The following is an 11,436-nucleotide window of genomic DNA, read 5'->3' on the forward strand; positions in this document are numbered from 1 at the left end:
GGAATAACGCAAACTCAATTGCGAACAAATCTTATTTTCAAAGATTTCCGGGTTTATCAGGCAATAGCCCGCTTTTCATCAGACCACGCCAAAAGGCGGATGCCGGCCCGTTCAAGCTGGGACGCGAATTCCGGTTCGGGTTGTCGGTCTGTGATGATGCCCGTCAGGTCTTCCAGCGGGGCGACGTTTTCCAGATAGCGCTGATCAAACTTGGTATGATCAACCATCAACCATGTTTCATCCGACCGTTCCATCATCGCCCGCTTAACGGCAACCGCGCGCCGGTTGACGTCACTAAACCCCTGTCGGGAAATTCCCGATGCGCCGATAAAGGCGATATTGGCATGAAACCGCCGCAGATATTCGATGGTGTCATTGCCATAGACCGCGTTTTCCCGTCGATCAAACTGCCCCGGACACATCAGCACATCGTCATGATCAACAAGTTCTGCCATGCCATGCACCACCGCATAGCAATTGGTCAGAAACGTACGCGGCAGTTTCGTCGTGCGTGCGGCAAGAAACGGTGCAATCTGGGCAACCGTTGATCCGGCATCGATCATCGCCACATCGCCTGAGCGCACCATATCGGCGGCCAGCATACCAATCCGCTCAAACCCCGCCACGGCAGACATCTGGCGTTCAGCCAGATCTGGCTGATGGCCCATCGGCCGGGCAGACGCTCCGCCAAACTCGCGCTTGATCAATCCCTCATGGCTCAGTGAATCAAGATCGCGGCGGATGGTTTCGGTTGCAACGTCGAATCGTTCTGCAAGTGTGGCAACTCTCACATGAGGATGAACTTGTAACTCTTGCAGAATACGTTGCTGACGCTCTTTTTTTCCCAAACGCAAAGCCACATCCCCCTCAATTATGGCCGGTTTTGTGCCGAATACAGGCATCTTAACAACGATGACCGACATGTTTTGTTACAGTTTTGTGTTGATTTTCCAACTTTTTCAAATTCATATTGTTGTCTAAAGCAACAATAAAAACAACAAAACCACATTCAAAATGGCGGAAAGCCGTTATTCACAGGGAAGAAAGGTTCGAAAACAGTGTTTTCAATTCCGAAAAAAACCGACAGTTTAAAGCTTACCACTCTCCTTGCCGCAATCGGCATGGTTGGCATGTCCGCCAGCCCGGCTGCGGCAGCAGATGACTGCATCGCACGCGGCGACCTTGATCCGATGTATTGCGACATGGATGGCGATCTTGTTGCCGATGCCCCGCCAGCAGACCAGTTGGTCGATCCCGACACGCTTGTCTTCGCATACACCCCGGTTGAAGACCCGGCCGTCTATGCCGATATCTGGGACCCGTTCCTGCAGCATCTTGAAGAAGTGACCGGCAAGGATGTTCACTTCTTTGCCGTTCAGTCGAACTCCGCAGAAGTCGAAGCCATGCGTTCAGGCCGCCTGCACGTTGCCGGCTTCTCGACCGGCCCGACCCCGTTTGCCGTTAACCTTGCCGGTGCGGTTCCGTTCGCCCTGATGGGTGCGGATGATGGTCGCTTTGGCTACACCTTGCAGCTCTATACCCGCACCGACAGCGGTATCGACAAGGTTGAGGATCTGAAAGGCAAACGCGTTGCCCATACCTCGCCGACGTCGAACTCGGGCAACCTGGCACCGCGTGCACTGCTTCCGGGTCAGGGCATCGTTCCGGAACAGGATTACGAAGTTGTCTATTCCGGTTCCCACGATCAGTCGATCCTTGGCGTTGTTGCCGGTGACTATGACGCAGCCCCGGTTGCCTCGGAAGTTGTCGAGCGTATGGCCCAGCGTGATCTCTATGATCCGAACGAAGTCAAAATCATCTATGAAAGCAAGCCTTTCCCGACCACTTCGTTCAACTATGCCTACAACCTGAAGCCGGAACTGATCGAAAAGATCAAGGAAGCCTTCTTTACCTTTGACATGAAGGGCACCGCCCTTGGTGAAGAGTTCAAAGGTGTCTCGAAGTTTCTGCCGATCACCTATCAGGATGACTGGGCGGTTATCCGTGAAATTCAGGCCGCTAACGGCGTGAAATACACCCCGGACAACCTGAAGTAATTCCTGACTATCCAATCGTTCCGAACTTTGCAGGGCCTGCTTCGGCAGGCCCTGTGCCACCCATTTCTTTCGGGGTAACGCAATGCTGCGTATCAAAGAACTTGTAAAACGCTATGGCGACGAAAAGGCAGTGTTGAAGAACCTGAACCTTGAAGTCCCGGGCGAGAGTGTTGTTTCCATCATCGGTGCGTCGGGCGCGGGTAAAAGTACCCTGCTGCGCTGTATCAACCGCCTTGTGGAACCGTCTTCGGGTTCTATCGAACTCAATGGTACCGAACTGACCAAACTTGAAGGCAAGGCCCTGCGTCTGGCACGCCGCCGCATCGGCATGGTGTTTCAGGGCTTTAACCTGATTGACCGCCTGACGGTCATGGAAAACGTCCAGTCCGGTCGTCTGGGCTATCTTCCGGCATGGCGCGCGGTCACGCGCAAATATCCGCAGGAAGACATTGATCGCGCCTTCCACCTGATGGAACGTGTCGGCATCGCCCATTACGCCGACAAACGTGCCGATGAACTTTCCGGCGGTGAACGCCAGCGTGTTGGCGTGGTGCGTGCCCTGATGCAGGAACCTGAAATCCTGCTGGCCGATGAACCGACCGCATCGCTTGATCCCAAAACATCCCGTCAGATCATGGAACTGCTGCGCGCGCTCGCATCCGAGCTGCACCTGCCGGTTCTGATCAACATCCATAACGTCAATGAAGCCAAGGAATATACCCAGCGTATCGTTGGCATGCGCTTTGGCCGCATCATTTTCGACGGCGAGCCTGTCGATCTGGACAATGAGGCGATGGACGAGATTTATGCCGGTGTTCCGGCCGAAGAACGCGGTGGCGCGGAAAGCAGCACCCACCTGCGCGAGGTTGCCGCAAAATGAGCAGCACCGTTCAACCAACGGGCCGCACCTGGAAAAAGCCCCCCTTTATTGCCAACCCTGTGTTGCGCTGGGGCCTTCTGGTGGCGGTCGCGGCCTATGTATGGTGGGCCTTAACAACCCTGCCATTCGACTGGGAACGCATTCAGGACGGTGTCCCGCGCGCGATCCGCATCTTCAAGGGCGCCTTCCCACCAAGCTTCATCCGCGGTGAATTGCTGTTTGACGGCTTCATGGAAAGCATCAAGATCGCCATCGTCTCGACCCTTCTTGGGTTGGCGCTGAGCGTTCCGATTGCCTTTGCATCGGCGTCCAACATCGCACCGAAATGGCTTTATGCCATCGGGCGTGGTGTCATCATTGTTGCCCGTTCCTTCCACCCGGTCATTGTTGCGATCCTGTTTGTCAAAGCCGTCGGCTTTGGCCCGCTGGCTGGCATTCTGACACTGACGGTCTATTCCATCGGTTTCGTTGCCAAAATGCTGGCTGAGCGGATCGAGGAAATCGACTGGGGTCAGGTCGAGGCAATCCGTGCCGCAGGCGGGGCGACCTTTGTCACCCTGCTTTACGCCGTGATCCCGCAAATCATGCCCCGTCAGATCGGTCTTTCGATCTATCAGCTTGATAGTAACCTGCGCGCTTCTGCCATTGTCGGCATCGTTGGTGCGGGCGGCATCGGATCGACCCTTCTCAATGCTTTCGGGCGTTACGACTATGACTTTGCGCTGGCGATTACCCTTTGCATCATCGGTGTGATCCTTGTCAGCGAGGCCATCAGCGGCCGGATCAGGAGGAACCTATGGTAGCCACCACCCAACCGACCGGACCGGAAGCAATCGCCAACCGCGAATGGTCTCGCTACACCACCAAGGAACGCTGGCGGCGGTATGGCCTGATGGCACTGGTCGCACTGGCTGTCGTCTGGTCCTTGTCCACGATCAACATCATCTGGCCATGGCTTTGGGATGCACCGGAACAGATGGGTGATCTGTTTGCCCGCATGTTCCCGCCATCGCTTGAAGGCTGGCAGGAAATCGGCTGGACACTGCTTGAAACCGTCAATATCGCAACGATTGCGACGTTCTTTGCCGTGTTCCTGTCCTTGCCGATTGCCCTGATCGCGGCCCAGAACACCACACCAAACCGCGCAACGCTGTGGCTTGGCCGGTTCATTCTGGTGTCATCGCGTTCGGTTAATACCATCATCTGGGCATTGCTGTTTGTCGCCGTGTTCGGACCGGGTGTTCTGGCCGGTATTCTGGCGATCATTTTCCGGTCGCTTGGCTTCCTTGGCAAATTGCTGGGCGAAGCGATCGAGGAAATCGACCGAGCACCGATCGAAGCCCTGGAATCTGTTGGCGCATCGCGCTTCAAGATTCTGGTCTATGGCGTCATTCCGCAAGTCATGCCGACCTTCTTTGCCGTCTCGATCCTGCGCTGGGACATCAACCTGCGCGAAAGTACGGTTCTGGGTCTGGTCGGTGCTGGCGGTATCGGCATCATCCTGCAAGGCGCGATTGATACCTTTGCATGGCAGACGGTTGCCACCATCCTTCTGGCAATCATTGGTCTGGTCATTATTGGCGAAGCCATCTCAGCTTACCTGCGTAAAAAGGTGATCTAACGTGACCAGAACTTACGACCTTCTGGTCGTCGGCGGCGGCATCAACGGGGCTGGTATTGCCCGTGATGCCGCCGGTCGCGGGCTTTCTGTTCTTTTGGTCGAACAGCGCGACCTTGCCTCGGCCACCTCTTCTTCCTCGACCAAATTGATCCATGGCGGTCTTCGATATCTTGAACATTACGAGTTCCGTCTGGTGCGTGAAGCCCTTCAGGAACGCGAAGTTCTTTTGGCCGCTGCCCCACATATCATCTGGCCTTTGACGTTCGTTCTGCCCCATCACAAGGGCCTGCGTCCGAAATGGATGCTGCGCGCCGGATTGTTCCTGTATGATCATCTGGCGAAACGCAAACGTCTGCCCGGGTCCCGCGCTGTTTCCTTTACGGGGACGCCCGAAGGCGAACCGTTGAAATCCGATTTTACCGGCGGTTTTTCCTATTCCGATTGCTGGGTGGATGACGCAAGGCTTGTGGTTTTGAATGCACAGGATGCGCAAGAGCGTGGGGCGGAAATTCGAACCCGCACCAAATGTGCGTCCCTTGTGCGTCATCACGAACACTGGAATGCCGAACTGATCGGGCCAGATGGCTCCCCGCAATCGGTTCGGGCCAAGGCGGTGGTCAATGCCGCCGGACCATGGGTGACCGAGATGGTCGAAAATGCCGGACTGGGCAAAAAGGCCGCCGGCCTTCGACTGGTGAAGGGCAGCCACATCGTGGTTCCGCGCATTTATGACCATGATCATTGCTATATTTTCCAGAACAGCGACGGGCGCATTGCCTTTGCCATCCCCTATCAGCAGGACTACACCCTGATCGGGACCACGGATGTTGCCTATAATGGCGACCCGGCACAGGTCAAAATCAGCAATCAGGAAATCGACTATCTGCTTGATCTGGTAAATGGATATCTGGCCAAACCGCTTACGCGCGACGACGTGGTTTGGGACTATTCCGGTGTCCGTCCACTGTATGATGACAAAAACACCAATGCATCGGCGGTAACCCGCGATTACGTGTTTGATCTTGATACCGGGGAAACCGAAAATTCCGCCCCGATCCTGTCGATCTATGGCGGCAAGATCACCACCTATCGCCGATTGGCCGAACATGCGATGCAAAAACTGGCCCCGGTTCTGGGGAATGATGCCAAGGATTGGACAGCCAATGCGGTTCTGCCCGGTGGCGATATGCCGGACGGGGACTTTGACGCGTTCCTTGCCAAGGCAAAGGCAACTTATGACTGGTTGCCGAACGCTTTGCTGTATCGGCTGGTGCGAAGCTATGGCACGGCGATCAACTGGATCATCGGGACTGCCCAGTCACTTGACGATTTAGGGACGGAGGTCGCCCCGCAACTGTATGAAGCCGAACTTCACTACCTGATGGCCAATGAATGGGCCTGTGGCACAGAAGATGTTCTGTGGCGCAGAACCAAGCTTGGCATCGGGATGCAGCCTGATCAGGTCGAAGCCATCGATAAATGGTTTGCCGCCCAAACCCGGCTTGGTCGGGCTGCACAGTAATCATCGGGCCACGCGCACTCAGCAGATATTAAAAAAGGGCAGTGATTTCACTGCCCTTTTTTGCGAAGTATCAAACGGCCTTAATAGGCATATTCCTTGAACAGCGGATCAACCGATCCGTTCCATTCGGTTTCATACTTATCAAGGAATTCCTCGGCAAGCGTCACGCCGCTTTCGGCAACGTCATCAAGGCTGTCAAGGAAGTGGCTTTCATCATCGCCATAGCCATCCATGCGGCCACGGTTTTTAAGACCCTTACGGGCAATTGCCAGAACCTCTTTTGACAGGTCCTGCACCGTGCCGTTCTTGAACGGGGTGGCAAGGGCGGTACGCGGAACGTCATTACGCAGCGCTTCGCGCTCAGCAACTGACAGATCCTTGACCAGGTCCCATGCGGCATCAAGGGCGGCATCATCATAAAGCAGACCAACCCAAAGGGCCGGCAGCGCACAGATACGCTTCCACGGGCCACCATCGGCGCCGCGCATTTCAAGGAACTTCTTGAGACGCACTTCCGGGAAGGCCGTGGTCATATGATCGGACCAGTCATTCATCGTCGGGCGTTCGCCCGGCAAGACATCAAGTTTGCCATCCAAGAAATCACGGAACGACTTGCCTGATGCATCAAGATATTTTCCGTCGCGATAAACGAAATACATCGGCACATCGAGCATGTAATCCACATAGCGTTCAAAGCCAAAACCGTCTTCGAACACAAATGGCAGCATGCCACAACGATCCGGATCGGTATCCGTCCAGACGTTCGAACGTGCCGACAGGAAGCCGCTTGGCTTGCCATCAACAAATGGCGACGCCGCAAACAACGCCGTTGCCACCGGCTGAAGTGCCAATGATGTTTTGAACTTCTTGATCATGTCGGCTTCGGAGCTGAAGTCGAGATTGACCTGAATGGTCGAGGTCCGCAGCATCATGTCCAGACCGAGGCTTCCGACCTTGGGCATATACTCGCCCATAATCTTGTAGCGCCCCTTGGGCATCCACGGGATATCTTCACGCCGCCACTTCGGATTGTGCCCGACGCCCAGCATATCGATGCCAAGCCCGTCGCAAATCTCGCGCACTTCGTGCAGGTGCGTATGCACTTCACCACAGGTCTGGTGAATGTTTTTAAGCGGTGCACCGGAAAGCTCGATCTGCCCGCCCGGTTCAAGGGATACGGAACACTTGTCCTTTGTCAGTGCAATGACATTGCCGTTTTCAATGACCGGTTCCCAGTCATAATGTTTGGCAAGGGCATTAAGCAGCATTTTGACACCGCGATCCCCTTCATAGGGGATAGGGCGCAGATCATCGCGGGTATAGGCGAATTTTTCGTGTTCGGTGCCGATGGCCCAGTCTTTTTTCGGCGTACAGCCGGACTCGAACCATTCGACAAGCTGGCGCCGGCTTTCAATTACCGGGCTGTCACCAGTGGAGGCGCTGACAGTCATAAGGGCTTCCCCTAATCTCTCGCAACGGGTCGGTGCGACCAATCGCCGATACGATCCTGAAATACGGTCAAAGCTGCGATTGCCGCCGTTTCGGCACGCAGGATACGCGGACCGAGGCTTACAGGCGTTGCAAAAGACTGTTTGCGGATACGTTCAAGTTCGTCGGCGCTAAAGCCGCCCTCGGGTCCAATCACGATTGCATGGTTAACAACATTGGTATTGTCGATAACCGAGCCAGCGCCCTTTGCCAATAGCTGACTTAGCACTTCACCAATTGGTGACCCGGATCCTGTTTCATCACAAAACAGCAAATGATGACTTTCCGGCACATTTGCAACCCAGTCCAGAAGCCGCACGGGCTCGCAAACCTCAGGCACAGTCAGGCGTTCGCATTGTTCTGCCGCCTCAATGACCTGTGACTGCAAACGGTCAAGGCGGACCTTGTCGGTAATGCCATGCTGGGTGATGACCGGTTGCAATCTTTCAACCCCAAGCTCGACCGCCTTTTCGATCAGGAAATCAAGGCGCTGCTTTTTGATCGGTGCAAAGACAAGAGTCGGTCCGACCTCGCTTCCCTGCTCGCGCAATTGGCGATCTGCCGTGACACTGCCCTTCTTCTTGCGAAGCGCGATAATCGTGCCAAGCCACTCCCCGTCCAGACCGTTAAAAATTTTTACCGGCGTTCCGGGCTTGAGGCGCATGACATGTTCGAGGTAATGAGACTGTTCGGGAGCAAGTTCGATTTCGCTACCGGCCATGATAGGATCACGAACGAAAAGGCGTTGGCGGGCGCGCGTGGCATCTGCGGTCATAAAGGTCCCCAAAGCCGTTTTACGGCATCTTGAAATAGTTTTTTATCAGATAGGCCAATTATGACACAGGTCAACCAGCCAATACAGACCAGCAAGAACGACATGCCACAGGATGGCTGGATTGATCGTTTCATGCCCGAAGCTGTGCGGCCCTATCTGAAACTGCTGCGCCTTGATCGCCCGATTGGCACCTGGCTTTTGCTTTTGCCTTGCTGGTGGTCAACGGCCATGGCGGGCGGCCTGTCTGACGATATCAATGCCAAACAGATCGTCATCATGATGGCCCTGTTCGGGGTTGGGGCGATCATCATGCGCGGGGCCGGTTGCGTGATCAACGATCTGGCCGATCGCAATTTTGACGGTCAGGTTGAACGCACCACCACCCGCCCGCTTCCCAGTGGTCAGGTCAAGGTCTGGCAGGCATTGCTGTTTCTTGGCTTCATGATGCTGCTTGGTCTTGGCATTCTGGTGCAATTCCGCATCGAGGCCATCATCGTCGGCATCTGTTCGATCCCGATCATCATCACCTATCCGTTCATGAAGCGGATAACCTATTGGCCGCAGGCCTGCCTTGGCCTTGCCTTTAACTGGGGCGCGCTTGTGGGATGGGCCGCGGTGACCGGCACGGTCGAACCGGCCGCCATTGCCATGTATGCGGCGGGCTTTTTCTGGACGCTTGGCTATGACACCATCTATGCCCATCAGGACAAGGATGATGATGCCAAGATCGGCCTGAAATCTCTGGCGCTGCGTCTGGGCGATGCGACGCCGAAATGGGCCAAGGGGTTCTATACCATGACCACCCTTTTGCTTGGCATTTCGGGCATGCTGGCCGATCTGCACTGGTCCTATTTCGTCTTGCTGGGGCTTGCTGGCATTCACCTTGGCTGGCAGGTTGCCACCGTCAAACTTGATGACGCGGCCAATTGCCTGAAGCGGTTTAAATCCAACCGCGACTACGGATTGCTGGTGCTGGCCGCCATTGTGATTTCGCACCTGATTGCGGCCGCTTAAACACATACCCCTTTTCAAGGTAAACCGCTGATGAGCGACAATGTCTTTGCCGATGCACTGGTGCCCGACGTCGATGATCCGCAATTTGCCGATCTGATCGAAACATTCACCGTGCCCGCCCGCGTGCCACTGGCCCCGGAAATCGAGATGTATCTGGCAACCCACATCACCCCGCTTTGGCAGGCGACCGAAGATATTCTGGGTGTGCTCGATATCCCGCCGCCCTATTGGGCGTTTGCATGGCCGGGAGGCCAGGCGATTGCGCGCTATATCCTTGATCATCCGGAACTGGTGCGCGGCAAACGGGTGCTTGATTTTGCCTGTGGCGGTGGCATGCAGGCGATTGCCTGTGTGCAGTCCGAGGCTGCCGAAATTCTTGCCAATGATATTGATCCGGTGGCGATTACAGCGACGCGGCTGAATGCCAAACACAATGGCGTTGAAATCCCGACCACGACGGAAAACCTTGTTGGCACGTCATCCCCGGAAAAACGCTGGGACGTGATTTTTGCCGGTGACGTCTGCTATCAGCAAGATATGGCAAATGCCGTCCTGCAATGGCTGATGGCAGAAGCCCGCCTTGGCACCAAGGTCATCCTTGCTGATCCCGGTCGCACCTACGCCCCAACACATAATATCGACGAACTTGAAACCTATGACGTGCCGGTCGATGTCGCCGTCGAAGACACCGACAGCAAGTTCACCCGCATCTGGCAGCTTTTGCCCGACCGTGATTAGCCGCGTTCAACAACAGAACGGCGAAATGCCACGTCATCAATCACGCGCAGCACAAAACCGGGAGTGAAGCTGTGCCCGGCGCGTTTGGCGAAATGCGCGATCATGTCCCATTGGCTAAGCGACGCAAACCGGCGATCCTTGGCCTCAATCGCAGACAACGCATAAACCGCGCCCTGATCAAAAACATGCCCGCGCACGGATTGGTACATGCCGATATGATCGGGCTTCAAACCACAATCCAGTTCAAGATCGCGGCCATGAAGCTGCACAAAGCTGTAATGGGCGGGCACAGATTCGGTGACATGCATGTGGGCAAGTTGTGTGGCTGTGAGCCAGGTAATCGAAACCCGCACCCGTGTACCCGGTGAAGGTGCCAACGTTGCCGGAACCGCGCCATAGCCGGTCAAATGGGTTGAATAGACAATGTCGTGATGCGAGATCCAGCCGTGGGTCACCGGAATTTCATCCGACAGGCTCTGATGGGTAAATTTCCGCGTCAGTTGAATGGGCGCGCGGTTCGACCCGACGGCCAGAACTGGCGTCCGACCGCGCGTAAGCTGGGCAAGATCGCTTGCAGACAACGCGGTCACTTCGCCACCCCGAAACAGGAAATCATGATCCGGCGCGGCATAAGGATACAAAAACGCGCGCAGGAGGTCCTGCGCGCGTGGATGCTGTTCGATCTGGTCGCGCAGCACGGGATCCGTGATGAGGTGCGCCTCAGATAACGAAAACATGTCTGATCGGTCCGGCTTAGCCTTCTACGACGCGATAGCGATAGTTGCAGTCATCAACATGCTGCCAAGCCAGTTTCGACCAGGCTTTTTCTGCATCACCGAACGTCGCGAACGGACCGTGGCGCTCTTCTTCGCCGCCGACCGGGTTTTCAAAGTCGGTGCTTTCATACTCGCCACCAACAACCCAGTATTCTTCAAGGCGTTCAATGCGGTAACGCGAATTTGCGTCATCAACCGACTGCCAGGCCATTTTCGACCATTGCTGTTCGGCTTCTTCGAAGCTGCCAAACGGACCAATCTTGGTTTCTTCGCCAATCGGCTTGTCGAAACCGGTATCCTGATAGGTGCCCCCGATAACCCAGTACTTGGCCATCTGTGCGTCCTTCATGCTTTTGGTGAGTTGCCAGGTCGCGTGTTGTGGGCCACGCGACTCTATTCCTTGCCCATGTATAACCAAATGATGCGCTAACCAAAACCGCAAAATTATGCATCTTCGTGCAACGCAGCATTGTCAGAGCATGTAGGGATGGATCGGCCCGGTTACAAATGACGTATTTGACAACAGCAAGGTTGTCCAAGCCCGCGTGCCCGCGTATGAAGACAA

General features: G+C 55.4%; 12 protein-coding genes. 7 read left to right on the top strand and 5 right to left on the bottom strand.

The window, feature by feature from the left end; genetic code table 11:
• Positions 1 to 56: 56 nt before the first annotated feature.
• Positions 57 to 902 (bottom strand): DeoR/GlpR family DNA-binding transcription regulator, encoded by an 846-nt coding sequence (locus HED22_RS18485; RefSeq protein WP_254870286.1) that lies wholly within the window; start codon positions 900 to 902, stop codon positions 57 to 59.
• Positions 903 to 1,130: 228 nt separating this feature from the next.
• Between HED22_RS18485 and phnD the strand changes: the two genes are divergently transcribed.
• The 5 genes from phnD (at position 1,131) to glpD (ending at position 6,080) form a co-directional block, all read left to right on the top strand.
• The gene (phnD, locus tag HED22_RS18490; protein ID WP_254870281.1) at positions 1,131 to 2,057 is read left to right on the top strand and encodes a phosphate/phosphite/phosphonate ABC transporter substrate-binding protein; all 927 of its coding nucleotides are present in this window, start codon (positions 1,131 to 1,133) and stop codon (positions 2,055 to 2,057) included.
• A gap of 82 nt (positions 2,058 to 2,139) precedes the next feature.
• The gene (gene phnC, locus HED22_RS18495) at positions 2,140 to 2,937 is read left to right on the top strand and encodes a phosphonate ABC transporter ATP-binding protein (protein ID WP_167725041.1); all 798 of its coding nucleotides are present in this window, start codon (positions 2,140 to 2,142) and stop codon (positions 2,935 to 2,937) included.
• Positions 2,934 to 3,740 (top strand): phosphonate ABC transporter, permease protein PhnE, encoded by an 807-nt coding sequence (gene phnE / locus HED22_RS18500; RefSeq protein ID WP_167725044.1) that lies wholly within the window; start codon positions 2,934 to 2,936, stop codon positions 3,738 to 3,740. The genes phnC and phnE (HED22_RS18500) overlap by 4 nt, the downstream gene beginning before the upstream one ends.
• Entirely contained in the window at positions 3,734 to 4,558 is an 825-nt protein-coding gene (gene phnE, locus HED22_RS18505) for a phosphonate ABC transporter, permease protein PhnE (RefSeq protein ID WP_167725046.1), read from the top strand. Before phnE (HED22_RS18500) ends, phnE (HED22_RS18505) begins: the two co-directional genes overlap by 7 nt.
• Position 4,559: 1 nt before the next feature.
• Positions 4,560 to 6,080, top strand: a complete 1,521-nt coding sequence (gene glpD / locus HED22_RS18510; RefSeq protein WP_167725048.1) for a glycerol-3-phosphate dehydrogenase — start codon at positions 4,560 to 4,562, stop codon at positions 6,078 to 6,080.
• An 80-nt stretch (positions 6,081 to 6,160) separates the two neighbouring features.
• Here glpD and HED22_RS18515 read toward each other — a convergent pair whose 3' ends face one another.
• Together HED22_RS18515 and HED22_RS18520 are read right to left on the bottom strand one after the other, a co-directional pair.
• Entirely contained in the window at positions 6,161 to 7,531 is a 1,371-nt protein-coding gene (locus tag HED22_RS18515) for a glutamate--cysteine ligase (protein WP_167725050.1), read from the bottom strand.
• Positions 7,532 to 7,542: 11 nt separating this feature from the next.
• Positions 7,543 to 8,343, bottom strand: a complete 801-nt coding sequence (locus tag HED22_RS18520; protein WP_167725052.1) for a 16S rRNA (uracil(1498)-N(3))-methyltransferase — start codon at positions 8,341 to 8,343, stop codon at positions 7,543 to 7,545.
• Between the two features lie 60 nt (positions 8,344 to 8,403).
• Between HED22_RS18520 and ubiA the strand changes: the two genes are divergently transcribed.
• Positions 8,404 to 9,357: a 4-hydroxybenzoate octaprenyltransferase gene (ubiA, locus tag HED22_RS18525; protein WP_167725054.1), complete on the top strand. Its 954-nt coding sequence runs from the start codon at positions 8,404 to 8,406 to the stop codon at positions 9,355 to 9,357.
• Between the two features lie 30 nt (positions 9,358 to 9,387).
• Positions 9,388 to 10,095 (top strand): methyltransferase, encoded by a 708-nt coding sequence (locus HED22_RS18530; RefSeq protein ID WP_167725056.1) that lies wholly within the window; start codon positions 9,388 to 9,390, stop codon positions 10,093 to 10,095.
• On the opposite strand, the gene HED22_RS18535 is transcribed toward HED22_RS18530, so the two are convergent.
• Positions 10,092 to 10,832 (bottom strand): hypothetical protein, encoded by a 741-nt coding sequence (locus HED22_RS18535; protein ID WP_167725058.1) that lies wholly within the window; start codon positions 10,830 to 10,832, stop codon positions 10,092 to 10,094. The genes HED22_RS18530 and HED22_RS18535 overlap by 4 nt on opposite strands.
• 16 nt (positions 10,833 to 10,848) lie before the next feature.
• Positions 10,849 to 11,205, bottom strand: coding sequence for a hypothetical protein (locus HED22_RS18540; RefSeq protein ID WP_062953954.1), 357 nt, complete (start codon positions 11,203 to 11,205; stop codon positions 10,849 to 10,851).
• Positions 11,206 to 11,436: the final 231 nt, after the last annotated feature.

Origin of the sequence: Thalassospira sp. HF15 (assembly GCF_011806525.1) — a bacterium.
Taxonomy (GTDB): Bacteria; Pseudomonadota; Alphaproteobacteria; order Rhodospirillales; family Thalassospiraceae; genus Thalassospira.

Excerpts from the sequence above, each read along its gene's own strand:
- phnE (WP_167725046.1), top strand. The coding sequence starts at position 3,734 with ATGGTAGCCACCACCCAACCGACCGGACCGGAAGCAATCGCCAACCGC.
- phnE (WP_167725044.1), top strand. The coding sequence starts at position 2,934 with ATGAGCAGCACCGTTCAACCAACGGGCCGCACCTGGAAAAAGCCCCCC.
- HED22_RS18540 (WP_062953954.1), bottom strand. The coding sequence starts at position 11,205 with ATGGCCAAGTACTGGGTTATCGGGGGCACCTATCAGGATACCGGTTTC.
- HED22_RS18515 (WP_167725050.1), bottom strand. The coding sequence starts at position 7,531 with ATGACTGTCAGCGCCTCCACTGGTGACAGCCCGGTAATTGAAAGCCGG.
- HED22_RS18520 (WP_167725052.1), bottom strand. The coding sequence starts at position 8,343 with ATGACCGCAGATGCCACGCGCGCCCGCCAACGCCTTTTCGTTCGTGAT.
- ubiA (WP_167725054.1), top strand. The coding sequence starts at position 8,404 with ATGACACAGGTCAACCAGCCAATACAGACCAGCAAGAACGACATGCCA.
- HED22_RS18530 (WP_167725056.1), top strand. The coding sequence starts at position 9,388 with ATGAGCGACAATGTCTTTGCCGATGCACTGGTGCCCGACGTCGATGAT.
- HED22_RS18485 (WP_254870286.1), bottom strand. The coding sequence starts at position 902 with ATGCCTGTATTCGGCACAAAACCGGCCATAATTGAGGGGGATGTGGCT.
- phnC (WP_167725041.1), top strand. The coding sequence starts at position 2,140 with ATGCTGCGTATCAAAGAACTTGTAAAACGCTATGGCGACGAAAAGGCA.
- phnD (WP_254870281.1), top strand. The coding sequence starts at position 1,131 with ATGTCCGCCAGCCCGGCTGCGGCAGCAGATGACTGCATCGCACGCGGC.
- HED22_RS18535 (WP_167725058.1), bottom strand. The coding sequence starts at position 10,832 with ATGTTTTCGTTATCTGAGGCGCACCTCATCACGGATCCCGTGCTGCGC.